This window comes from Petrocella sp. FN5 (assembly GCF_029210395.1).
Taxonomy (GTDB): domain Bacteria; phylum Bacillota; class Clostridia; order Lachnospirales; family Vallitaleaceae; genus Petrocella.
Genome location: NZ_JARGDP010000015.1, coordinates 20,369 through 44,565, shown reverse-complemented (window position 1 = coordinate 44,565; position 24,197 = coordinate 20,369). Strand labels below are relative to the sequence as shown.

The window sequence follows — 24,197 nt, the reverse complement described above, 5'->3', positions numbered from 1 at the left end:
GGTGTAGTTTTGAACAAAAGCAAATCAAAATTGAAAATATTACCTCTGGGTGGATTAGAACAAATCGGTATGAATATTACCATTTTCGAATATGAAGATGATATAATTGTAGTAGATTGTGGCATAGCCTTCCCAGAAGATGAGATGTTAGGTATAGATTTAGTTATCCCGGATGTCGAATATCTAAAAACAAACATTGATAAAGTCAGAGGTATTGTATTGACCCACGGTCATGAAGATCATATAGGCGCATTGCCCTATGTTCTACGTGATATCAACGTGCCCATATATGGTACTAAGCTTACAATAGGTCTTGTAGAAAATAAGCTCAGGGAACACAAGATTCTAAATGACGTTACTAGGAACGTCATAACACCCGGTCAAAAAATCAGTCTAGGTGTATTTAACATTGAATTTATACGTACCACCCATTCCATTCCCGACCCTGTGGCATTGGCAATCACCACTCCGGTCGGCGTTGTTGTGCATACAGGTGATTTTAAAATCGACTTTACCCCTATTTATGGTAAACCAATCGATTTACAAAAATTTGCCGAAATCGGTAAAAAAGGGGTCCTTCTGTTGATGGCAGATTCAACCAATGCAGAAAGACCCGGTTATACCATGTCAGAAACCACAGTTGCCCGTGCTTTTGATGAGCTATTCTCAGACTTTAAAGGCAAAAGAATCATTGTTGCTACCTTTGCATCCAATGTGGATCGGGTACAGCAAATTATACACGCAGCAGGAAAATACAAGCGTAAAGTCGTCGTCGAAGGACGCAGCATGATTAACGTCGTAGCAACAGCTATTGAACTTGGTTATATAAAAATGCCACCAAAAATGATGATAACGCACGAAGAGATGGATCAATATAGAGACGGGCAAATCGTTATTATTACCACAGGCAGTCAAGGTGAGCCTATGGCCGCCTTATCTAGAATGGCATCCAAAACCCATCGACATATTAGCATTCAAAAAGGTGATAAAGTCATATTAAGTTCCAAACCGATTCCCGGAAACGAAAAAACCGTTTCAAAAGTCATTAACTCTTTGTTCTCACAAGGCGCTGAAGTTATATTTGAAGACACCCATGTATCCGGACATGCTTACCAAGAAGAATTAAAACTCATTCATTCATTGGTCATGCCCAAATACTTCGTACCATTACATGGTGAAGTCAGACATATGAAGAAGCACGCAGAGTTGGCAGAATCCTTAGGTATGCGCCCGGATCGAATCACCATATTAGCACCTGGTGATGTTTATGAACTGGATTTTCACAGTGCTGAAAAAACAGGGCATGTCAATTCTCAGCCCATCTTTGTGGATGGTTTAGGTGTAGGCGATGTAGGAAGTGTCGTTCTAAGGGATAGACAAAAATTATCCCAAGATGGCTTACTAACAGTTGTTATTACCATGTCCAAACAAACCAGAGAAGTACTAGCAGGACCGGATATTGTCTCTAGAGGATTTGTCTATGTACGTGAATCCAGTGATATGATGGTAGAAGCCAAGGCGGTGGTATTAAAGGCCCTCGATCAATGCAGTCGCAAGAACATTAGAGACTGGAACAAAATAAAAATGTCCGTAAGAGACGCCCTAAGAGATTATCTATGGGTTCAAACAAAACGTAATCCTATGATCTTACCGGTCATTATGGAAGTGGACGCATAATTCCAAAGTACAAACCTCGGTTAAAGTGTCAAAAGTAAGTTGCTCTAAATTGCATCCAACATATAGGTTACCTTGATACAATCAAAACTATATTTGTATGTATAAGTTCAACGATATCGTTTTGACACTGTAACCAACCTTTAGGGAATTTTAGAATATAAAATTCCCTAAATTAATACCGGTCAAAGTTATTAGTTTTGACACATGAATAAAGAGTGGTTATAATGATAGAAGGTCAAATATGAATTTGTAGGTGATAGTATGAATGAAAACTTAATGAATGAGACAAAAGCATACATTGAGCGCATCAAGAAAACCGAAGCATATGTGGATTACCTTAATTATAAATCCATTTTAGAACGACAACCAAAACTAAAAGCCCAGGTGGATGCATTTAGACGTAAATCTTTTGAAATTCAAGCAGGACATAAGTATGGGTATTTTAATGCTTATGAGAATCTACTAAACTTAAGGTCTCAAAACAATGATTTATTAAACGAAGCCATTGTAAAATCCTTTCTTGAAGCAGAGCTGAAAGTGTCAAAAATGCTTACGGATATACTCAATACATTTGCTGCAGAAGTTGATTTTGATTTAGATTTTTTACAGGAGTGATGTATATTGGAAAATAAAAGTAATCCGAAAAAACAAAAACAAAAAGGTGAAAATATGGTAAAAAAAATATTTGGAGAAATCATGCAGTGGGTTATTAGAGGTGTTTTTATTGTGTTGGCAATCGCCATATTGATAAAAGCAGGTAATTGGGCTTTTGCAGAAGCGTATGATCTATTGGGCAAAACCCCCAGTGGCAACCATGAAGTTCGAAACGTAAGCTTGGTCATACCCAAAGGCGCCACAACGGAAACCATTGCAGGTATCTTAGAAGAAAATGGTTTGATTGGTAGTACCTTGTTTTTTAGAATGAAAGCCAAATTTGACGGCAATGACGGTAAATTTCAATATGGTGACTATACTTTAAGCACAGCTATGAGTGAAGAAGACATCATGAAAATACTAATGACAGAAGGTGCAAAAAGGGAGACTAAGACCTTCACTATAGTAGAAGGTCTTACCTTAGCAAAAACAGCTGAATCATTAGAAAAACAAGGTATATGTACAAGAAAAGAATTTTTTGATGCCCTAGATAATACCAACTGGGGTTACAGATTTTTAGAAAGTGTACCAGATAGCAGCGTTCGAAATATTAGATATCAAGGTTATCTGTTTCCAAGTACCTATGAAATCTATGCCGACGCAACAGCGGTAGACGTGATTAGTACCATGTTTGATCAGATGGACAAGATATGGACAGAGGAATACTATGAAAGAGCAGAAGCATTAGGTTTAACGGTAGATCAGGTCATAACCATAGCTTCCATTATTGAAAAAGAAGTGGTTGAGCCAAGTGAGCAGGTCATAGTATCCGGTATAATTCACAACAGGCTAGAGATTGATATGAAGCTTCAGATGTGTTCATCCGTTCTATATGTATTGGACAAGCACAGAAGCAGGTTACTCTACAGTGACCTTGAAACCCCATCACCATACAACACCTACATCCACCCAGGGCTTCCAATAGGACCCATAGCCAATCCAGGTGCAGGTGCTATAAATGCAGCCTTATATCCAGACGACAACGACTATCTATACTTTGTATTAAAAGACGATGGATCCAGCACCCACGAATTCAACTCAGACTACAACGACCACGTCAACGACAAGTCCAAATACACGAATACATTTAATTATTAACTTTACTTTCCCAACATAGAATTACTTAGCGATGGTAATCCACAAGTTAAGGATGAGAAACATCCGCGGTGGATTAGGCTGGCTTGCCAGCCAAGAGCTTAGAAATTCTTTGGGAAAGTAAAGTTGGCCAGAGATAGCCCCAACATAGAATTACTTAGCGATGGTAATCCACAAGTTAAGGATGAGAAACATCCGCGGTGGATTAGGCTGGCTTGCCAGCCAAGAGCTTAGAAATTCTTTGGGAAAGTAAAGTTGGCCAGAGATAGCCCCAACATAGAATTACTTAGCGATGGTAATCCACAAGTTAAGGATGAGAAACATCCGCGGTGGATTAGGCTGGCTTGCCAGCCAAGAGCTCGAGAAAAGAGGCTTTGCCTCGTTATGAGCTTCGCTCATATTTCTAACTGTTTCATAAGAAGGTATCACTAAAGCATCATGTCAGTCTTCAAGACATGATGCATAGAAGAAAAACTTTCTTATGAAATAAATTCTTTGGGAAAGTAAAGTTGGCCAGAGATAGCCCCAACATAGAATTACTTAGCGATGGTAATCCACAAGTTAAGGATGAAAGTAATAAACCTCTCTAAACATAAAGGGATTGTCATAATGACAATCCCTTTACTAGAGATAAGTCAAGACAAAAGGAGCCAGGACGATGATGCCGATTACCAATCCAGATATTAGAGCCTATTTAGCATCTGTAACACCGGAACGTGAAAGTAAACTAGAAGCCCTTTATCAAGAAGCAACAACCAACAACATACCCATCATCAAACATGAGATGGAAGACTTTTTACGACTTATGGTTGTAATGAACCAACCGAAAAGGATTCTGGAAATCGGAACAGCCATAGGCTATTCATCGATTATTATGTCCTTGGCAATAGACCCGCCGCCTCAAATCACAACCCTAGAAAAATCCGAGAAGATGCTTCAAGAAGCCAGGACCAACATTAAAAAATTCGACTTAGAAAAAAGCATTACCATAATCCAAGGGGATGCAGTAGAAGTTCTAAAAGACTTAAAAGAACCTTTTGATATGATATTTATGGACGCAGCCAAAGGCCAATATATGAACTTTTATGAAGATGTCATGAGACTTCTAGAAGAAGGTGGTATCCTTGTTGCGGATAATGTTTTGCAAGACGGACTGGTGGCCAAATCAAGATACGCTGTACCAAGAAGGCAAAGAACCATCCATAGTCGGATGCGTGAATTTTTAAAAACCCTATCATATAACGAGGCGTTGACAACATCTATTTTACCGATTGCAGATGGTGCCACGGTCAGTGTGAGAAAAAGGAGCAAAAATGAATAAACCAGAATTATTAATTCCGGCAGGAAGCTTGGAAAATCTATATATAGCCGTTGCCTATGGTGCAGATGCCGTTTATATAGGTGGCGAAGCCTTTGGACTTAGAGCAAAGGCCAAAAATTTTGATCAAGAAAAAATGATTCAAGGCATAGCTTATGCCCATCAATATGGGGTTAAAGTCTATGTAACAGCCAACATCATCGCTCATAACGAAGATGTGGATCAGGCAAGGGCTTACTTTGAAGAGCTGCTTGAAATTAAACCGGATGGTGTTATTATAGCGGATCCGGGGATGCTCATGGTAGCCAAAGAAGTCATGCCGGATATGGAATTCCATTTGAGCACTCAAGCCAATAATACCAATTATGCCACCATGCAGTTTTGGCATCAACAAGGGGTTAAAAGAGTGGTGGTAGCAAGAGAGTTGTCTCTTGATGAAATACGTTTTGCCAAGGATAAAGTACCGGAGACCCTTGACTTTGAAGCCTTTGTTCATGGGGCTATGTGTATATCCTACTCAGGCAGATGTCTGCTTAGCAATTATATGAGTGGAAAAGATGCCAACAAAGGAGCTTGTACCCATCCTTGTCGTTGGACCTATCATTTAGTGGAGGAAACCAGACCGGGGGAATACATGCCGGTATATGAGAACGAGCGAGGCACGTATATCTACAATTCTAAGGACCTATGTATGATTAGCCATATTGACAAATTGGTGGCTTCAGGGATAGATAGCTTTAAGATAGAAGGTCGAATGAAGACAGCTCTTTATGTGGCAACCGTCACAAAAACTTGGCGTGAAGCCATAGATGACTTTTTTTATGATCCTGATGTATACGCCGCTAAGTTAGCCTACTACGAGGCAGAAGTACGTAAATGCACCCATAGGCAGTTTACAAGCGGGTTTTATTTTAATAAACCGGATGGTGATGAACAGATTTATACAAGCAACACTTATACCCGAAGTTATACCTTTGTAGGTAAGGGCATGGACTATGACCCTATTAAAAAGTTGGCTCATATTCAACAAAGAAATAAGTTCGTAGTAGGCGATACTTTAGAAGTTCTTAAAACAAATGGTAAAAATATTGAATTTATTGTAAATACGATGTACAATATAGAAGGAGAAATCGTCAAGGAAGCGCCGCATCCTAAACAAGACATCTGGATAGAAGTCGACTTTGAAATCTTACCCAATGAAATCATTAGAAGACCGGCAGATCAAGGTGAAGCTTGACGGTAGTTACTGGTAGCATCAATTCGGGTTCATATGTGAGAGAACTTAAAAAGAGGGAGTAATCAAATTGAGGAATTTCAAGAAGAAGTTGCGTATTGGGGACTTGTTGTTGCAGTACGGTATTATCACGGAGGAACAACTTCAAACCGCACTCAGTCATCAAAAATCAGATGGTGGCAAGATCGGTGAAACCCTTATTAGTCTTGGTTACGTTACCAAGCAAAACATTAATGAAGTTCTGGAATATCAACTTGGTATTCCTTATGTCGATTTAACAGAATATAACATAGATAAAGACGCGACCGGTGTCATTACAGAAACACTGGCCAGACGTCATCTTTTGATACCCATAAAGATTACAGAAACTGAATTATATGTGGCCATGGAAGACCCCCTTAATATTTTTGCCATTGATGATGTGCGCATCTTCTCAGGTAAAGATATTATTCCTATGTTAGCAACAGAGGAACAAGTCTTAAAAGCCATTGATTTACATTATGGTAAAGAACAAGCCAATCAAGCGGCAGAGCAATACAAAGCAGAACACACCTCGGAAATCGATCAAGGACTTCAAGACCTTGAAGGTGCATCCGATTCCGCCGTTAAGAATGCCCCTATTGTAAAGTTGGTAAACACCATATTGGAACAAGGGGTTCACAATAGAGCCAGTGACGTCCACATTGAACCTTATGAGAAGAGAATTCGCGTCAGATACCGGATCGACGGCAACTTGAAGCAACTCTTTGAATACGAAACCTCCTTACTATCCGCTATTGTGGCAAGAATCAAGATCATGGGCGGTATGGACATAGCCGAAAAAAGAAAACCACAAGACGGCCGTATCTCAATCACCGTAGACCGTTTGGAGTATGATATACGGGTGTCCAGCCTTCCTACCACTTATGGTGAAAAAGTGGTTATGCGGATTAATTCCAAAGAAGGCTTTAACAAAGGTAAAAGTGAACTGGGTCTTTTCAAAGATGACCTTGAGAAATTTGAAAATATTTTGAGCAACCCCTACGGCATTATTCTCGTAACCGGACCAACAGGGAGTGGTAAGTCTACAACCTTATATACAGCCCTTAACGAAATCAACGACGAAGAGATTAATATCGTTACGGTAGAAGACCCGGTTGAGTCTCAGATTCAAGGAATCAATCAGGTACAAGTGAATGTAAAGGCCGGTCTAAGCTTTGCATCGGCTCTAAGATCCATCTTACGACAAGATCCGGATGTTATTATGATTGGAGAGATTCGAGACGGTGAAACGGCTGAAATAGCGGTCAAGGCATCCGTTACAGGTCACCTTGTTGTTAGTACCTTGCATACCAATGATGCACCAAGTTCCATTACCCGTTTAATGGATATGGGTATAGAGCCCTTCTTAATTGGGGCATCTGTTGTAGGTGTCATCGCCCAACGTTTGGTCAGAAGGCTTTGTCCCAAGTGCCGCGCCAAAGCGCCGGCAACAGAATTTGAAAAAAGTATTATCAACCTACCCGTAGAGGAAGAAATACAACTCTACAAAGCCGTTGGCTGTCATGTATGTAACCATACCGGCTATATGGGTCGTATCGGTGTATATGAGATTATGCCTGTTGCCCATGAGATACGGGATATCATTAATAAAAGAGGCAATGCTGACGATATTAGAAAGGTAGCTATGAACGCAGGTATGAAAACCTTGAAATTCAACGCAACTCGGTTGGTCATGGATGGCATTACCACCGTAGATGAACTGCTTAGAATAGCCTATGGCACAGATTAATGTCGATCAAGGAGGATGATGTATGATTACCATAGAAGAACTTCTTGGCCTAGCCAAAGATAAAAAAGCTTCCGATGTGCACATAACAGTAGGTGTTCCGCCCATATTAAGGGTCAATGGCGACCTTGAATACCTACCTTACGATATGATGTTGCCTGAAACATCTAAGGCGCTGATTCTCCCAATTATGTTGGAAGAACAAAGAAAAGTTTTTGATAAAAACGGAGAAGTTGACTTCTCCTTTGCTATACCCAGTTTAGGACGTTTTAGGGTAAATGCATTTATGCAGAGAGGCTCCGTTGCGGCAGCCTTTCGTCTTGTTGGTTCGGAGATACCAAGTCCCACAGTACTAGGTATGCCAAGCTCCATTCAAGACCTGTATACAAAGAAAAGAGGCCTGGTTCTGGTAACAGGACCAACAGGAAGTGGTAAATCCACAACCTTGGCGTCTTTTATTAATGAAATCAATCAACTTAGAAGCGCACATGTTATTACCCTTGAAGACCCTATAGAGTATTTGCACAAGCACAAAAAGAGCATCGTTAATCAAAGAGAGATTGGACTGGACACTTTTAGTTACGCCAACGCCTTAAGAGCGGCCCTAAGACAAGATCCGGATGTGATTCTTGTCGGCGAGATGCGAGACCTTGAAACCATTGCCATTGCCATAACAGCAGCCGAGACCGGCCATCTTGTTTTATCGACCCTACATACCATCGGTGCAACCAACACCATTGACAGGATTATAGATGTTTTCCCACCCCATCAGCAACAACAGGTACGTGTTCAACTATCTGCGGTACTAACCGCGGTCGTATCTCAACAACTCTTACCAACCCTAGATGGTAAAGGACGATGTGCGGCTTTTGAAGTGATGCATGCCAATCCGGCAGTACGTAATCTGATTCGTGAAAACAAAACCCATCAGATTCTATCCATTATGCAGACCAATAAAAGATTGGGCATGCAAACCATGGATGATGCTATTTTAGAACTTCTTAGAACCGCCAGTATATCTAGAGATGACGCCTTGACCTTTGCCCAAGATCCGGCGAATCTTGAAAGAAGAATGTAAAAAATTTGTTAAAAAGTTATTTAATAAGACCCTAGTACTAAATACCTAAGGCATAATAACTATTTACATAGGTCCAATAGGTGGTATAATGGACTATATGATAGATAATTATCTACAGTATGTTACTATGACATGATATACTAAGTTGTATTCACAAGTGACATATGAAGGTATTGGGCCATACCTTAGATGATTGTTGTAAACCGGCATTAAGAAATTTATAAGGGGGCGTGATATGGCTAATTTTTTATATTCAGCCATGGACAAAGCAGGTAAAGTCAAAAAAGGCAAATTAGAAGCCAATAGTAAAAAAACGGCGATCCAAATGCTGAAAGACAGTGGGCTTTATCCTTTGGAAATAACTGAAGAGGGAAACTTGCAAAAGGACCTAGTAATTGGCAATCCTGTCAAGACAAAAGACTTGACCATATTTTGTCAGCAATTTGAAGCAGTTCTATCTGCAGGTATCAGTGTACTAGAAGCCCTACATCTTTTGAGAGAACAAACCGAGAACAAGCACTTTAGAAAAATCATCTCGGATTTATACAGTTCTGTAGAACAGGGTGAATCCTTATCCAAATCCATGACCAAACATCCAAAGACATTTCCGGCCATTCTCATTAATATGATTGAAGCAGGGGAAGTCAGCGGTAACCTTGAAGTGGCCTTAAGTCGAATGGCCTCCCACTTTGAGAAAGAGTTCAAGTTACAACAGAGCATCAAAAAAGCAACTACCTATCCATTGGTCGTGGCCTTTATCTCTCTTGGGGTGGTCATTCTACTCCTGGTGGTGGTTATACCAACTTTTGTAGGCATGTTCAGTGAACTGGGCATGGAATTGCCCTTAACCACAAGAATGCTACTGGCCATGAGCAACTTTGTCACCAGCAAATGGTACATCTTAATAATGGTTGTACTTCTGACAATCGGTGTCATCACCTACTATGCAAGATCAGAAATTGGTAAGATGACTCTAGGCGGTCTCAAGCTTAAAGTACCTTTGTTTGGACCCTTAAACACCAAAGTGGTTGCATCTAGATTCGCAAGGACCTTAAGCACCCTACTGGCCTCCGGACTACCTTTACTTGAAGCCATTGAAGTGGTTTCCAAGGTGGTGGACAACCATTCGGTTATGAAGGGCCTCATGGATGCCAAAGATCAAGTCAGTAAAGGCTTTCCTTTATCCAAGCCCATTGAAGAAATGGGTGTGTTTCCACCCATGATTACCCATATGGTCCGCATAGGTGAAGATACAGGACAACTAGAGCCCATACTGGATAAGGTGGCTGATTTCTATGATACAGAAGTCGAAACCGCCGTATCCCAACTCACCACCATGTTGGAACCTTTGATTATCGTTGTCTTGGCCGTTGTGGTCGGCTTCGTGGTCATCTCCATCATACAACCCATGTTCCAGATGTACGACGGCATCAGCAACTATAGTTAACCAAGGTGAGTCCAAGCTGTTAACTTATGGAGAGAGCATAAGGGCAGTACTTAGGCTAACCATGAACCAAAAAATAAAACTAAACTTAAGGAGATTAAATTATGAGAGAATTATTCAAGCGTGTATTTAAGAAAGAAGAAGGTTTTTCACTGATCGAGCTCATCATCGTTATCGCAATTCTTGCAATCATTGCAGCCATTGCCGTACCAAATCTACTTAATAATATTCAAAGAGCCAATGAAGGTACTGATATTTCAAATGCTAAATTAATTGGTGATGCAGTTGCAACGGTAATAGCACAAAATCCTGATTTAGAAGGATCTTCATTTACTGACATTGCACTTGGTAGTGCTTATACGGATCCAAGTGATCAAAAAGCGGTATTAGAATTTGTTGAAGAAGTTTTTGGTGGCGATGTTCCAGAAATTAAATCAAGTAGATTCAAACATGGAACAGATGTTGATTTTTATGTGACACTTGAAACTACAGGGGTAATTACTGTTGAAAATGGTGATAATGTTGAAATATTCCCAACACCATAAATCATGAACATTCTATTTTTGCTCTACGGCATCATCATCGGTTCCTTCCTAAATGTATGTATCTTGAGGATACCCTTGCATGAAAGTATTACCTTTGACCGTTCTCATTGTCCTAAGTGTGGCTATGTCCTAAAATGGTATGATCTTATACCTCTGCTTAGCTACATCATCCTTGGCGGCAAATGTCGGTCATGTCAGACAAAAATATCTTTTCAATACCCAATAATAGAGCTGCTCAACGGAGCAGCCTATTTGGGTATTTATCTATACTTAGGCTTATCTTGGCAAACGCTTATAGCATGTTTGTTGTTCTCAGCCTTGTTGGTGGTCTTCGTGATTGATCTAAGGTACAAGATCATTCCTAATGGTCTGGTGGTCTTTATTCTAATCTTAGGCGTCACTCAGATGTTCCTAACCGGGGACTATATCCGACATATCATAGGCTTCTTTATTGTCAGTGGTATACTCATCCTTCTTAGTCTCATGGTAAAAAACGGCATGGGTATGGGGGACATTAAGCTGATGGCGGCGGCAGGACTCTTACTTGGGTGGGATAAGATTTTACTGGCTTTAATGATTGGGTCTGTGGTTGGATCGGTTATTGGTATAGGCCTTATTGTATTTAAGATGATTAAACCAAGACAAGCCATACCTTTTGGACCTTTTTTGGCCACAGGTATTATGACGGCCATGCTCTTTGGTGAACCGATCATTAATTGGTATATTGGACTTGTCTTTGGATGAAAAAAGACAGACCAGAGAAAATAAATTACTATTATGAAAATATAAGTATAATTGATTGAATTGGGTAGGAGGGGTCAAGTGAGTTATCCAAACAGAGGGCTTTCCATTGATATTGGAAATGAAAAAATTAAGATAATCGACTACATTAGAAAAAAAGACACCATAAAAATAGGACATAGTATACTCCTTAACACACCTGAAAACGCCATTAGTGATGGTGTTATTAACGGTGTTACAGATATTGGAGATGTGATTGGTGCGGCTTTACGAGAAAAAGGCATCAAAACAAAAGATGTGATTTTTACAGTGGCTTCCAGTAAGATTATTACCAGAGAGGTGGATTTACCGGATCTGCCTGTTAAGAAGTTGAACACATTGATACGCATGAATGCAGATGAGTATTTTCCTGTGAATCTAACAGAATATACTTTGGATTATAGAATTATTGACCGGGTGGATCTAGGGGATGGCATGCAAGCCAAGGTCAACCTTGTGGCAGCATTATCCACGCTAATGGATGGGTATGTAGAGTTGGCTGAGTCCTTGAAGCTAAGAATTAGAGGCATTGACTATGGTGGCAACAGTATTATTAATTTCGCCAGTCACTTGGATATGGATAACACCTATATGCTTCTAGATCTAGGTAGTGAAAGCACCATGGTCACCGTTATGAACAAGAAGGTAGTGAAGTTCAACCGTAATCTGGTTTATGGTACCAAGGTCATTAATAATAGCATACAAAACCATTTTGGTGTTGATCTTAAGGAAGCCATGAAGATTGCTTCTGAACAAACTTTATTAAACCATGAACCGGAGACCAATGACTTTCTAAGTAATGATGTCTCATCAGCGCTGAACCAGATCTTAAACGGTGTTGCCAGACTGATGGATTATTATGCCTCCAGAAACAAGGACAGCATCGAACACATCTATCTTGTTGGTGGTGGTACAGGCATTAACGGTATCGCGCAGTACATTGAACGGTATTTTAATATGACGTGTACTATTTTAAGTGAGAACCCAAAAGTGGTTGCCAGTGATGATGGGTATGGGAAGAACAGCGTTTTTTATACCAACTGTATTGGTGCCATTTATTCAGAAATGAACCTTTTACCTATTCATATTTTGAACAAAGATAAGCTGAAAGTATCCAGACGTCTAAAGTTGGAGCTGGCACTATTGGCTATTGTTTTAGTAGCCGTGGTAGTTTATTTACCTTTTGCAGGTCTTAGAAAACTAGAAAAAGAGAAAGAAAACCTTCTGGCTGAGATCGAAGAGAAGCAGATTGCAGAAGTGGTACTAGAAGAGTATAACCAAACCATGACATCCTTGACCTTTCATGAATCTATTATAGGCACATCTTCATCGACTACGGAAATCATGGCAGATCTCTTGGAAAAAATGGAAGCTGAGATACCTACAAGTGTCAGTTATCTAACCATGAACAATTCAGAAGAAGGCATTCTTATTTCATGTATTGCATCGGACAAGCTCACCATGGTTAATTTTATTACCATCTTAAAAAACATGACCCTTAATGATGAACTTGTTTTTAGTCAAGTTTATGTACCCAGCTTCTCGGAAGTTGAAGGCTCTACGGCAGGTAATTCTTATTATGCCTTTTCCATTGCCTGTGATTATGTTCAGGAGGTGGAATAATGAGTAATAGAGATAAACGGTTATTAGGGATTTTGGGCATTGCTATTATAGGGCTTATTCTATATTATGCGATGTATCGACCCATTACCATTAAAAAACAAGCTTTAGAAGAAGAAATGGTTGCCATTGAGGAAAGGGCAGCGACTCTTAGAGTGGAATATGAAAAAATGCCTTTTTATCTGGAAGAGACAGAAGTCGCTCAAACACGCATCGAGGAAATCCAAGAAGTATTACCGGCAGAACTGACACAGGAGCGTGCTTTTAAGTTGCTTTTTGACATCGAAGATACTTTTTCGGACATTAACTTTGGCAATGTAACCTTTTCTAATGTAGAGACCTTAGCTTATAGCAATGAGGAGAACGATGGTACCACGGAAATGGCCATTAGGCAAAATGTGGTTTCTAACTTAGACCTTTCTTATACGGATCTAAAGGCATTTTTAAGGTATATCGGCAATTACGAAGACCGAACTGTTCTGACCAATCTCAGCATGAACCTTTTAGAAGAAGAGAATAAGATTACCACCACCTTGGTGATGAACATGTATGGCCTTGTAGGTGCGAAGCGAGAAGTCGAACCGGTTATTTTTGATACCGTACCAAAAGGTAAAATACAACCTTTTGATTCTCCGAATCTACGTATTACTCCACAGACAGTCACCAATCGTGTAAGTGACGGAACCGGTGATTTGTTCATCGCTCTAAAACCAACCAGAGCAGATGGCTATGCACAAGTCATAGGTCTTACCAATGACCCTGGCCAAAGAAGTTATGTAACAGGCGATGTGGATGGTGTGGTACAGGCCAACCTTAGGATTTTTATTGAAAATGGTAATTATTATGCCACTTACGTCATGAATGGTATCACAAAGAGCAGACAAGCCTTTGAAGTGGGACAAGCCCTTGAGTTAGATTTATATGCGTCTAAACGTGTGGATGCCAATGACCTTGTTGGGATGAACCTCACCATCGTAAATCAAACCCAATTACCATTATATATTAACAAAATCGAAGAAGACCCCACGAACCCCAGACTCAACATCGTATCCACAGAAGGAGAAGTAAATTAAAAGATTGAATATTAGTTGAACTTTAATAGGCTTTAATTAAGGTAAGGTGAAAAAAATGATAAAATCATGGTGGAACAAATTAAAATCCAATAGCGGTTTTTCCCTTGTAGAGGCATTGGTCACCATTGCCATTGTTGGTGCTGCCATGATTCCTATTTCAATGGTCTTTACCCAAACCATCGGTACAACTGTAGAAACAAGAAAACAATTGGTGGCCAATGGCCTGGGACAAGAATACCTTGAAGCCATAAAAGCAAAAGAGTTTTCAGATTTTGCATCTGTATTTGGCGTCAATACAAACATAGAAATCAATGATTCATTTACACAAGATACCTATGATCTAATGGGGTTAACACCACTGCCAAAGGGATATAGGGCTGTACTGTCCTATGATACAAGTGTGGATATAAACGCTTTTGCTTTACCAACACCAAATCCAATGCCGGATGCTGATATCATCATAGATATCCCTAGTGGTTATATGAACACGGTTATCTTAACCGATACGAGCAGTGGCAATCAGATGACGTATCCACAAACACCAACTTCCAGTACAGATAGAGTTATTCGAATTCGTGGAGACCGTGATACCAATACCATCACTTTAGACTATTTTGATCAGTTGACAAGTGGTGGCGGTTCAATTGATAGCCGTTTTAGCATAACGGTGCCATCCACTGATCCGGTTATAAGACTTCTTATGGGCGAAGGTCGTGTTGGGACGCCTATGATAACTAGAATAGATATAAAAAGCAATTTACCCCAGACGATTAAATTGTATTTCTATGAAGAGGACACCAATTCGGTAAAGGCAACCACCAATATTATAAGTGGCTCTGTCAGTATTAGTCGGAATTTGAATGCGGTTGATACTTATGATCGTAGAATCCTAGGCATAAAAGTTGAGATTTTTGACACGTATTCCGGTAAAAAACTGGGTACTTATACAACCACCAAGATAAGCGAGTAGGTGATCATATGAGACTATTGGATAAATTGAACAATCAAAAAGGTTCTACATTATTATTTGTTGTCATCACCGTGGCCATTTTAGCCATGTTGGGTACAGCTTTATTATCCATGTCCTTAATGAACATCAATATGAAACATAATGACAATCGAATCAAGAAAACCTTGTACTATGCTGAATCCGGTATTGATCAGGTCTATGCCCGCGTAGGTAAGCTTGTAGAGATGTCTATAAACGAAGCCATTGCCAATACAGATGATGATATTAAAATCATCTTAAATGAAATCGATGCCATGTTACAAGATGAGAACAACATACCCCCATTTGTGGGTATTAATAGTAGCATAACTTATGTGGATGAAGCACCAATTATTGAACTTAGAGATCTGATTCTACCCAGTGGTGCTATGTATATGCTAGATACAGAGGCACTTAAGGTTCTATCGGATAAAATATACAGATATCATTTTAGAAGCGCCATGAACAGCAATGGTTCACCAAGTAATTTGAGAGCCTTTTTGGACTCTGAGTTGTTTGTCTATTTAGATGATAACACACCAGCTGAGAACAACTCTTCCATTAACATTAATACAGCAGCCATTACAGTTACACAATTCTTAGGTGCTAATTCTACATACCGTGTTGAAGGGATAGAATCCACATTTATACTTGGGGATCATACAAAAAAGCAAATATCTACAGATATCGTTGTAAGTGACCAGGTTAAGTCCTATCCTCTCAATACCATAGAAAAAAGAATACTTGTACCGGATAATCCTATATGGCAAAAGGCCTTGGTGGCTCATGAAGACATCTCTTTTAATTCGAGTACGGTTGCAGATATACATGGCGATGTGTATGGTTATGGGAACCTACCCACAGGTAATGCCATTCACAATCCCAAAAATTATGGCGGTATCTTAGTCAATGGCACAAGTCGCGTTACGGTTCATGGCAATATTTTTAGCCGTAGTTATGTGCAACTGAGAGATGGTAGTTCAACCAATGCTCGGTTGACGGTGAATAACGGATTGGTTTATGCCAACAGTGTTGTATTGCAAGATGGTGCCAGTGGCCAGATGAATTTTAACGGCAATGTTTATACCAGCGATGACTTAGAGCTTAACGGTACAGGCGGGAGAATTAACATCAATGGCAGCTATTATGGTTACACCGATGGTAGTGGAACCGGTATCACTCATGATTTAAGCAGTGCCATTGTTATTAATGCGGATATGAATGCCGGATCATCATTATCCATAGATGGTGCCTTTAATAAAGTTCCTGTAGGTACGACAAAAAAAGATATTGATTTTTTGGAAAGCCACGAAGGTATACTAATTGGCGGTACAGCCTATGTGGATGTACAACCCACCAGATATCAAACGGGAGAAAGCGTATCTCTAAAGGGTAATTTTGTAGCCTACACTTGGGGATTCGATCAAGAAACCATTGATCTTATGAAGTCGGCAGGAGATAACTTTTTCAATAAAGCCCCTTATGATTTTTATGCAGGTAGCGGAACCATCCAAGATGCTGAGGTTGAAGGTAAGTTTTTAAAGGACAATGTCTCATGGATGGCCATTGACGGTACAACCATAAGTTTGGCAAAGGGCACGACAACAGAAGAATACGAACTAAATGATAGAAAAGCCTATTTTGTGGCTTTTAAGCATTATATTGATGGCAATAGTAATACCTTTATTAAGACCGGTCCGGGCATCATTCTTGAAAATTATATCTATACCACGGGATTGAAGCTTGTGAAAGACCCTACACATGGTGTTAATGATTTCTTAGATCTGACTTATCACAATGGGACAAATATTAATAAAGTCGGCCAAGAGGGCTATGACAACCTAAGAATTAAGATTAGTGAAGATCATATCTATCAACTGCATATGATGCGCCACAGAAGTGATATGGGTGCACCTTCTATTGATAATCCGGATCCAGATCCATTGGTAGACCCAACTTATTATAATGTGAATGCTGTCGATAAGTTCACCAAAATAGATACCATGGGTTCACTAAATTATAACAATGCCCCTTATCCAACGGTGGCAAGCGTCTTAAATGCAGCTCAGAATGCTCTGGAAATAACCTATGTCAATGATGCAACAGCACAAACCTTACATATATATGGTGGAGGCAGTTCAGGCACCAATAGCCCTTCCATAGACATACCTAGTGGTAGGGCTCAAGGGATAGTTGTTCATAATGGTGACATTATGATTCATGGTGATTTGGCTTTTGCAGGCCCCATCATTTCAGGTGGTTCCATAACCGCTATAGGTGGTACTCAGACCTATAAGAATAATTCAATGGTCATAAAAAATTACTTAGCACAGAAGATTTACGAGGACAATGTATTATATAATTTATTTAATGTGGTGGACCGAAGTGGACCAGGATCTGCTCCGGTATACCTAGAAGAGATTGAATTTGTTGATTTTGATGATAGTACGACTTTAGATCTAAACAACAACAGTCCTTATAGATACAGTGATTTAATGCGTTTTGAATTCTGGAAAGTTGAAGAATAGGTGATCGATAATGTGTGTTAAAAGTATGAACAATATCAAAAGACAGGATGGTTATACACTGATTGAGATGATCATTGTCATGGCTTTATTGGCCATTGCCATTGGTCTTTCCGGTTTTGGGCTAAATACTTTATACACCAACAACATTAATACCTATTCCAATCAACTGATTAGCGAAATTAAGCTGGTTCAAACAAAAGAAATGGCTTCCAAGGATAAAGACTATAGGTTAACTTTGACCTATGACTCAACCCTTGAACAATACATCGGAAGGACTCTGGTGCGCGTAGGAACAACCGGTACCTACTCGACGCTAAAGACCATTAAGTTACCCAAAAAAGTAGCCATCAAAAAATGGGACGGTACAGATTATGTGGACATTCAACCACCGAATTATTCATTAATCAGTTTTGAGTTCGACAGCACCTCCGGTCAAGTTAAGAATACGGCCAATGGTGATGGCAGATATGAAATCAGTTCAACGGCTTCCAGCCGTGTCATTGAATTTGAGGTGATTAAGCAAAACGGAAGGGTGGTTATGAATGAATAATAATAAAGGATTTACCACCATTGAGCTTATATTGGCCATTGCCATTGCCGGCATTATCATGGGGGCTGTGGGTACGTACTTAACCTTTAACTTGAAAGGCTTTAACGCTACAAAAAGCGTTATCGATATTCAGTATGAAGGCCAGTTGGCCATGAACCAGTTGACGGCCATAGCCAAGGAATCAAAGGGTATCGAAGCCATAGAAGATCAAGCAGGTAATTCAAGTATTGATTCACCGGATGTTGTCATTAATCCAAGTATGATTATCTTCCATCAAGAAGATCCTATAGAAGGTACCATCGAATATGAAATCACTTATGACCCAAGCACTCAAGAACTAACCTGCACCATAACACCGGATGGGGGTGCGTCTTCAAGCTATATCATGGCCAGTCGTATTGAACAGTTAAGGGTAGCACCCACCAATAATATAGACTTTGAATACACCAAAAGCATTCAGATTTTTATGGATATGTTGGATGGTGATGCAAAAATGAGTCTTCAAAGTCAAGTGAAGTTTCGTAATTATGAAAAATAATAGAAATCTTTACATATGAAGGACAGACCAACTTAATTTTGGTCTGTTTTTTTTGACACTCAGCATGTTTGTTGTTATAATCATTAGGTGAAATCATGAAAGTATGGTGATGAAAATGAAGATATTATATCCGGATGAATATTTGGATCAAGTGTATAACATTGACTTTGAAAGTCTATATGAGAAGGGTTACCGGGCAGTTTTGTTTGATGTGGACAATACCTTAGTGCCTTTTGATCAGCTTGATGCCCATGATGCGTTGATTCACCTTATGAAAACACTTAGGACCATGGGATATAAAGTGGCTTTGGTGTCCAACAACTCTAAGGCAAGGGTAGATGCTCTTAATAAAGGTTTGAAGATACCTGTGATGGCAAATGCGATGAAGCCTTTTACTTATAAACTTAAGCGCATATTAAAAACAATCGGGGTTCATCCCCAAAACGCAATCTTTGTTGGTGATCAAATTTTTACAGATGTATGGGTGGGTAATCGCTTAGGTTTGTATACGATTTTGGTTAAACCGATACAAAGCAAGGAACAAATGGTTACTTTCATTAAGAGAAGAACAGAAAAATTACTTTTAAATAGATATTTAAAGAAAGAAGGGCGCTAAATGATAAAAGGGACAACGGACATATATGGTTTAATCGGAGATCCGGTTGGTCATAGTTTTTCACCTTTCATTCATAACATGTTGGCAGAGGCCCTAAAGGAAAATATGGCTTATGTAGCCTTTCATGTTAGGGAAAATCAACTTGAGCATGCCATGGCAGGTCTACTGGGGTTGAATATTAGGGGCGTTAATGTTACAGTACCTTATAAGGTCGATGTTATGGCATATTTGGACCGAGTAGAGGATATGGCCAGAGCGATTGGTGCCGTTAACACCATCATACATAAGAATAATGAGCTTATAGGTTATAATACAGATTGGATTGGACTTTCAAGAGCATTAAGGGAAATCAAGGTCAATCTTAAAGATAAATCTATACTGATTATTGGTGCCGGAGGGGCTGCAAGAGCAGTTGGTATGATGTGTGCCCACGAAGGCGCAGGCCATATTGCCATAACAAATAGAACACAGGCCCATGCAGACCAATTAACCAAATTAATTAATCGTCATTATGATGTATCCACTGAGGTGATTCCCCTTGAAGAGCTTAAAGAAAGAAATGATTTGGTGATGGCTTTTCAGACGACGCCTATTGGCATGTATCCTCATAGTGCCAATAATCCTATTTATGAAACCAAGTTCTATGAGACTTTGGAGGTGGCGGTGGACCTTATATACAACCCACTTGAAACCCATTTTTTACGTGAAGCAAGAGAAGCAGGTGCCATAACCATGAATGGTATGGGCATGCTTTTTCATCAGGCTGTTGCCGCTTTTGAATTGTGGCGTGAATGTACGATTGATGATGGAACTAAAAAAAGATGCTATCAGGCTTTTTTACAACAGATGACGAAATGATACAACAATAGGTGAATAATATGAGTGATGGAAACAAAGGTGAGAATATCGTTTTAATAGGATTCATGGGTTGTGGTAAAACTTCCGTGACAAAAGAACTGGCCAAGCGCTTAAATCTTAATTATATTGACATGGATGAAAAAATTGAAAAAGCTGAAGGTAAAACAGTCAGTGAAATATTTAAAGACCATGGTGAAGCTTATTTTAGAGATCTTGAAACGACATTTCTAAGCAAACTAGAGAATCAAAAAAGCAAGATTATTTCAACCGGCGGTGGCATTATTCTAAGAGATGAAAACATTGAAATGGTAAAAAAAATAGGTATTGTTGTTTTTTTACAAGCGGATGTTGCGCATATTCTTAAGAATATCAAAGATGATCATAAGCGGCCTTTGTTACAAGATGAAGAAGATATAGAAAAAAAAATCACGACCATGCTGGAGTTAAGGGAACCCTTGTATTTAAGAACAGCCAATGTCATTATACAAACATCCGGTAAGCCAATCAAGAACATCGTAGATGAAATTCTAGAGATTTTATGAGGTGATGGAATGAAAGTGTTGGTCATTAATGGACCTAATCTGAATTTTTTAGGCATTAGAAATAAGGATATATATGGACATGAGGATTACAAAAGCCTGCAAGAGATGATTATGACCTATGGTTTTAAGGAACAAGTTGAAACTGAGTGTTATCAGTCTAATCATGAAGGTGCCATCATAGATCGACTCCAAAAAGCCTATTATGATCGGGTGGAAGGTATTGTTATTAATCCGGGTGCTTATACCCATTATAGTTATGCAATTAGAGATGCAATTAGTAGCATTCAGATTCCGACTGTGGAAGTTCATATTTCGAACATACATGAACGGGAAGCCTTTCGTCATGTTTCGGTCACGAAAGACGTATGTGTACATCAGATTGTTGGAAAAGGTTTAGATGGTTATTTGGAAGCCATCTCTTTTCTTAAAGATAGACTTAAAGCATAAATTTATAACCAATGTTATAAAACACGGAGGAAACCAATGACCGAAAGATACAAGGTTCAAAGACATGAACGTTTACTAAAAAAAATGAAAGAATGGGCGCTCCCGGCAATATTTATATCCAGTGCCCACAATCGGCGGTATATATCCGGTTTTACAGGTTCTTCAGCTTATGTATATATCACAGCCAATAGAAAAGTACTCATGACAGATTTTCGATATATGGAGCAAGCAGCAATCTCCTGTCCGGATTATGAAATCTTGGACTATATGAAATTAGGTCTAAATGAGACCATTAAAGAAATCATGAAGGTAGATGGTATTCATAGTCTTGGGTATGAAAACCATCATTTGACGGTCAAGGCATTTGATTTTCATAGAAATCACCTTGACCATATTGAATGGATTCCCCTTGAAGATATGATGGAAAGGTTGCGTATGGTCAAGGATCAATCGGAATTGGACTTGATTGAATACGCTGCAAGTATTGGTGATGCAGCATACAAACATATACTTGAATACATTAAGGTAGGCATGAAAGAAGTCGAGGTGGCTTTGGAACTGGAAATGTTTATGAAGAAAAAAGGTGCCAGCCGTCTTTCTTTTGAAACCATTGTTGCATCAGGGAAAAGATCCAGTCTACCACATGCTGAACCAACGACAAAAGTGATTGAAAAAGGTGATTTTGTAACCTTAGACTTTGGTTGTGTTTATGAAGGTTATTGCTCAGATATGACTCGTACTCTAGTTATGGGAGACGCGAACCCGGATCAGACGAGATTATACAATACGGTTTTAAAAGCTCAAGAAATGGCACTTAGGGCCATTAAAGCGGGTATGACTGGTAAGGAAGTGGATCTTATAGCGAGAGACTATATCTATGACCAAGGTTATGAAGGCTATTTTGGTCATGGATTAGGACACAGTCTGGGCTTAGAAGTACATGAAAATCCAAGATTATCCCAACAAGGACATATGACTCTTGAAGAAGGTATGGTTGTGACCATAGAGCCGGGTATTTATATACCGGATTTTGGTGGCGTACGTATTGAGGACCTTGTTGTCGTCACCGCTGAAGGTTGCAAAAATTTTGTTCATTCAGACAAGACCCTTATAATTTTATAAGTGGTTAAAGAATCCATAATAAGTTTAACAATAATCTCAAAAAGGTGTTGAAAAAATAAGGTATTTAGATTACAATATGTAAATGATTTCCAAGAGTTTATGAGGAAAAATATCTGAGTGATGATTTAGGTATTACAAGGAGGACAATAAATGGTATCAGCTGGTGATTTTAGAAATGGTTTAACAATTGAAATAGATAATAACATCTATGTCATTATTGAGTTTCAACATGTTAAACCCGGGAAAGGTGCGGCTTTTGTAAGAACGAAGATTAAGAATTTAAAAACAGGTTCTGTGATTGAAAAATCATTTAGACCAACAGAGAAATTTGAAAATGCGATCATACAAAGAAAAGATATGCAGTATTTGTATAGAGATGGTGATATTTTTCATTTTATGGACGTTGAGTCTTATGAACAGATTGGTTTGACGGAAGAACAGTTGGATGGTGCGTTAAAGTTCGTAAAGGAAAATGAGATTGTAAAGGTTTTATCACATGCAGGTAAGGTATTTGGCGTTGAACCACCTATTATTGTGGAGGTGTTGGTAACACATACTGAACCAGGTGTTGCCGGCAATACAGCACAAGGTGCGACGAAGCCAGCTACAGTTGAAACTGGTGCAACCGTCTATGTACCTTTATTTGTGAATATTGGCGACAAGTTAAAAGTTGACACAAGAACCGGCGAATACATATCTAGAGCTAACTAGAATAAAGCAGCCCTCTATATTAAAAGGGCTGCTTTATTCTTCTTAATTTGCAAGCAAACCGCGACATAGTCGCTTTGTTCTTGCATACTTGAGCGACTTTCGATATAATGATACTAGCAAGTTGTGAATACAATGGAATGGAGGCAATATAATGGACAGACAAGTTTTGAAAATACATGATCATGAAGATGTAGGGGAAATCCATATTGCAGATGAGGTTATTGCGATTATAGCAGGCCTTGCAGCGACAGAAGTAGAAGGTGTCAAGGGTATGGTCGGTAATCTGGCAGGTGATATTGTTGAACTTCTTGGACGAAAAAATCTAGCTAAAGGTGTGGTTGTAGAAGTAGGCGAAGGCTGTGTTTCTCTTACCTTGGCCATTGTTGTGACTTTTGGTAGTCAGATTATAGAAGTATCCAAAAGTGTTTCTGAGAAGGTGAAGAATGCAGTGGAGACCATGACCGGACTTACTGTAGAAGTCGTGAATATAAATATTACCGGTGTTGATATAGAAAAGTAGTATCACAAATCGAAAACGTTGATACCCTTAAATTGTTATTTAAGGGTATTGTAATGTATGGAGGCAATTATGAACAGAAAAAACATCAGGGAGAATATTTTTAAAATTATATTTTCCTATGAATTTGGACTTGAGGTTCCTATTGAGGAGCATATTAAGGACTATCTTGAGACCATTGAAGTCAAGGAAGATGAAGCCGATTATATTAAATCAAAGACCATGGGTATCGTTGGCAAGAAAGCTGATTTAGATGCCACCATTGAATCAAGTTCTACAAGTTGGAATCTGAAACGAATTGCAAATGTGGAAATGGCCATACTTAGACTGGCTTTGTTTGAGATTCTATATGATGAGGAAATACCTACCAATGTGGCTATAAATGAAGCTATAGAAATGGCAAGAAAATATGGTGGGGATCAATCACCAAAATTTGTAAACGGTGTTATTGCAGGCATTATTAATGAATAGCGCATCTTTCATACTTTTTGAAA

Annotated in this window: 24 protein-coding genes; all 24 read left to right on the top strand. The window is 39.2% G+C overall.

The window, feature by feature from the left end:
• The first annotated feature begins 9 nt into the window (after positions 1 to 9).
• Positions 10 to 1,677 (top strand): ribonuclease J, encoded by a 1,668-nt coding sequence (locus tag P0N36_RS06105; protein WP_275841956.1) that lies wholly within the window; start codon positions 10 to 12, stop codon positions 1,675 to 1,677.
• 261 nt (positions 1,678 to 1,938) lie between these two features.
• On the top strand, positions 1,939 to 2,292 hold the full coding sequence (locus P0N36_RS06100; RefSeq protein WP_275841955.1) for a YlbF family regulator: 354 nt from the start codon (positions 1,939 to 1,941) through the stop codon (positions 2,290 to 2,292).
• A gap of 6 nt (positions 2,293 to 2,298) precedes the next feature.
• Entirely contained in the window at positions 2,299 to 3,429 is a 1,131-nt protein-coding gene (mltG, locus tag P0N36_RS06095; protein ID WP_275841954.1) for an endolytic transglycosylase MltG, read from the top strand.
• Between the two features lie 655 nt (positions 3,430 to 4,084).
• A complete protein-coding gene (locus tag P0N36_RS06090) occupies positions 4,085 to 4,747 on the top strand; it encodes an O-methyltransferase (protein ID WP_275841953.1) in 663 nt (220 codons plus the stop codon).
• Positions 4,740 to 5,981: a peptidase U32 family protein gene (locus tag P0N36_RS06085; RefSeq protein WP_275841952.1), complete on the top strand. Its 1,242-nt coding sequence runs from the start codon at positions 4,740 to 4,742 to the stop codon at positions 5,979 to 5,981. The genes P0N36_RS06090 and P0N36_RS06085 overlap by 8 nt, the downstream gene beginning before the upstream one ends.
• A 67-nt stretch (positions 5,982 to 6,048) precedes the next feature.
• Positions 6,049 to 7,749, top strand: coding sequence for a GspE/PulE family protein (locus P0N36_RS06080; RefSeq protein WP_275841951.1), 1,701 nt, complete (start codon positions 6,049 to 6,051; stop codon positions 7,747 to 7,749).
• A gap of 22 nt (positions 7,750 to 7,771) precedes the next feature.
• Positions 7,772 to 8,824 carry a type IV pilus twitching motility protein PilT gene (locus P0N36_RS06075; protein WP_275841950.1) on the top strand — a complete coding sequence of 351 codons (1,053 nt, stop codon included), beginning with the start codon at positions 7,772 to 7,774 and terminating at the stop codon, positions 8,822 to 8,824.
• A gap of 235 nt (positions 8,825 to 9,059) precedes the next feature.
• Entirely contained in the window at positions 9,060 to 10,271 is a 1,212-nt protein-coding gene (locus P0N36_RS06070; protein ID WP_275841949.1) for a type II secretion system F family protein, read from the top strand.
• Positions 10,272 to 10,372: 101 nt separating this feature from the next.
• Positions 10,373 to 10,813, top strand: coding sequence for a prepilin-type N-terminal cleavage/methylation domain-containing protein (locus P0N36_RS06065; RefSeq protein ID WP_275841948.1), 441 nt, complete (start codon positions 10,373 to 10,375; stop codon positions 10,811 to 10,813).
• A gap of 3 nt (positions 10,814 to 10,816) precedes the next feature.
• Entirely contained in the window at positions 10,817 to 11,557 is a 741-nt protein-coding gene (locus P0N36_RS06060) for a prepilin peptidase (RefSeq protein WP_275841947.1), read from the top strand.
• A 78-nt stretch (positions 11,558 to 11,635) separates the two neighbouring features.
• On the top strand, positions 11,636 to 13,216 hold the full coding sequence (gene pilM / locus P0N36_RS06055; RefSeq protein WP_275841946.1) for a pilus assembly protein PilM: 1,581 nt from the start codon (positions 11,636 to 11,638) through the stop codon (positions 13,214 to 13,216).
• Positions 13,216 to 14,286, top strand: a complete 1,071-nt coding sequence (locus tag P0N36_RS06050) for a hypothetical protein (RefSeq protein WP_275841945.1) — start codon at positions 13,216 to 13,218, stop codon at positions 14,284 to 14,286. Before pilM ends, P0N36_RS06050 begins: the two co-directional genes overlap by 1 nt.
• A 55-nt stretch (positions 14,287 to 14,341) precedes the next feature.
• Positions 14,342 to 15,256 (top strand): type IV pilus modification PilV family protein, encoded by a 915-nt coding sequence (locus P0N36_RS06045; protein WP_275841944.1) that lies wholly within the window; start codon positions 14,342 to 14,344, stop codon positions 15,254 to 15,256.
• An 8-nt stretch (positions 15,257 to 15,264) separates the two neighbouring features.
• Entirely contained in the window at positions 15,265 to 17,802 is a 2,538-nt protein-coding gene (locus P0N36_RS06040; protein WP_275841943.1) for a type II secretion system protein, read from the top strand.
• Positions 17,803 to 17,812: 10 nt separating this feature from the next.
• Entirely contained in the window at positions 17,813 to 18,352 is a 540-nt protein-coding gene (locus P0N36_RS06035) for a pilus assembly FimT family protein (protein WP_275841942.1), read from the top strand.
• Positions 18,345 to 18,890, top strand: a complete 546-nt coding sequence (locus P0N36_RS06030; RefSeq protein ID WP_275841941.1) for a prepilin-type N-terminal cleavage/methylation domain-containing protein — start codon at positions 18,345 to 18,347, stop codon at positions 18,888 to 18,890. The genes P0N36_RS06035 and P0N36_RS06030 overlap by 8 nt, the downstream gene beginning before the upstream one ends.
• Before the next feature lie 115 nt (positions 18,891 to 19,005).
• Positions 19,006 to 19,506 carry a YqeG family HAD IIIA-type phosphatase gene (locus P0N36_RS06025; RefSeq protein ID WP_275841940.1) on the top strand — a complete coding sequence of 167 codons (501 nt, stop codon included), beginning with the start codon at positions 19,006 to 19,008 and terminating at the stop codon, positions 19,504 to 19,506.
• Positions 19,507 to 20,364, top strand: coding sequence for a shikimate dehydrogenase (gene aroE, locus P0N36_RS06020; protein WP_275841939.1), 858 nt, complete (start codon positions 19,507 to 19,509; stop codon positions 20,362 to 20,364).
• A 20-nt stretch (positions 20,365 to 20,384) separates the two neighbouring features.
• Complete coding sequence (locus P0N36_RS06015; protein WP_275841938.1) at positions 20,385 to 20,906, top strand: shikimate kinase; 522 nt, start codon at positions 20,385 to 20,387, stop codon at positions 20,904 to 20,906.
• A 9-nt stretch (positions 20,907 to 20,915) separates the two neighbouring features.
• Positions 20,916 to 21,353 carry a type II 3-dehydroquinate dehydratase gene (gene aroQ / locus P0N36_RS06010; RefSeq protein ID WP_275841937.1) on the top strand — a complete coding sequence of 146 codons (438 nt, stop codon included), beginning with the start codon at positions 20,916 to 20,918 and terminating at the stop codon, positions 21,351 to 21,353.
• Positions 21,354 to 21,389: 36 nt separating this feature from the next.
• Positions 21,390 to 22,475 (top strand): M24 family metallopeptidase, encoded by a 1,086-nt coding sequence (locus P0N36_RS06005; RefSeq protein ID WP_275841936.1) that lies wholly within the window; start codon positions 21,390 to 21,392, stop codon positions 22,473 to 22,475.
• Positions 22,476 to 22,625: 150 nt separating this feature from the next.
• Positions 22,626 to 23,186 (top strand): elongation factor P, encoded by a 561-nt coding sequence (gene efp / locus P0N36_RS06000; protein ID WP_275841935.1) that lies wholly within the window; start codon positions 22,626 to 22,628, stop codon positions 23,184 to 23,186.
• A gap of 151 nt (positions 23,187 to 23,337) precedes the next feature.
• On the top strand, positions 23,338 to 23,706 hold the full coding sequence (locus P0N36_RS05995) for an Asp23/Gls24 family envelope stress response protein (protein ID WP_275841934.1): 369 nt from the start codon (positions 23,338 to 23,340) through the stop codon (positions 23,704 to 23,706).
• 69 nt (positions 23,707 to 23,775) lie between these two features.
• On the top strand, positions 23,776 to 24,174 hold the full coding sequence (nusB, locus tag P0N36_RS05990; RefSeq protein WP_275841933.1) for a transcription antitermination factor NusB: 399 nt from the start codon (positions 23,776 to 23,778) through the stop codon (positions 24,172 to 24,174).
• The last annotated feature ends 23 nt before the right edge of the window (positions 24,175 to 24,197 follow it).

Excerpts from the sequence above, each read along its gene's own strand:
- P0N36_RS06100 (WP_275841955.1), top strand. The coding sequence starts at position 1,939 with ATGAATGAAAACTTAATGAATGAGACAAAAGCATACATTGAGCGCATC.
- P0N36_RS06090 (WP_275841953.1), top strand. The coding sequence starts at position 4,085 with ATGATGCCGATTACCAATCCAGATATTAGAGCCTATTTAGCATCTGTA.
- P0N36_RS06085 (WP_275841952.1), top strand. The coding sequence starts at position 4,740 with ATGAATAAACCAGAATTATTAATTCCGGCAGGAAGCTTGGAAAATCTA.
- P0N36_RS06075 (WP_275841950.1), top strand. The coding sequence starts at position 7,772 with ATGATTACCATAGAAGAACTTCTTGGCCTAGCCAAAGATAAAAAAGCT.
- P0N36_RS06070 (WP_275841949.1), top strand. The coding sequence starts at position 9,060 with ATGGCTAATTTTTTATATTCAGCCATGGACAAAGCAGGTAAAGTCAAA.
- P0N36_RS06065 (WP_275841948.1), top strand. The coding sequence starts at position 10,373 with ATGAGAGAATTATTCAAGCGTGTATTTAAGAAAGAAGAAGGTTTTTCA.
- P0N36_RS06060 (WP_275841947.1), top strand. The coding sequence starts at position 10,817 with ATGAACATTCTATTTTTGCTCTACGGCATCATCATCGGTTCCTTCCTA.
- P0N36_RS06050 (WP_275841945.1), top strand. The coding sequence starts at position 13,216 with ATGAGTAATAGAGATAAACGGTTATTAGGGATTTTGGGCATTGCTATT.
- P0N36_RS06045 (WP_275841944.1), top strand. The coding sequence starts at position 14,342 with ATGATAAAATCATGGTGGAACAAATTAAAATCCAATAGCGGTTTTTCC.
- P0N36_RS06040 (WP_275841943.1), top strand. The coding sequence starts at position 15,265 with ATGAGACTATTGGATAAATTGAACAATCAAAAAGGTTCTACATTATTA.
- P0N36_RS06035 (WP_275841942.1), top strand. The coding sequence starts at position 17,813 with ATGTGTGTTAAAAGTATGAACAATATCAAAAGACAGGATGGTTATACA.
- P0N36_RS06030 (WP_275841941.1), top strand. The coding sequence starts at position 18,345 with ATGAATAATAATAAAGGATTTACCACCATTGAGCTTATATTGGCCATT.
- P0N36_RS06025 (WP_275841940.1), top strand. The coding sequence starts at position 19,006 with ATGAAGATATTATATCCGGATGAATATTTGGATCAAGTGTATAACATT.
- aroE (WP_275841939.1), top strand. The coding sequence starts at position 19,507 with ATGATAAAAGGGACAACGGACATATATGGTTTAATCGGAGATCCGGTT.
- P0N36_RS06015 (WP_275841938.1), top strand. The coding sequence starts at position 20,385 with ATGAGTGATGGAAACAAAGGTGAGAATATCGTTTTAATAGGATTCATG.
- aroQ (WP_275841937.1), top strand. The coding sequence starts at position 20,916 with ATGAAAGTGTTGGTCATTAATGGACCTAATCTGAATTTTTTAGGCATT.
- P0N36_RS06005 (WP_275841936.1), top strand. The coding sequence starts at position 21,390 with ATGACCGAAAGATACAAGGTTCAAAGACATGAACGTTTACTAAAAAAA.
- efp (WP_275841935.1), top strand. The coding sequence starts at position 22,626 with ATGGTATCAGCTGGTGATTTTAGAAATGGTTTAACAATTGAAATAGAT.
- P0N36_RS05995 (WP_275841934.1), top strand. The coding sequence starts at position 23,338 with ATGGACAGACAAGTTTTGAAAATACATGATCATGAAGATGTAGGGGAA.
- nusB (WP_275841933.1), top strand. The coding sequence starts at position 23,776 with ATGAACAGAAAAAACATCAGGGAGAATATTTTTAAAATTATATTTTCC.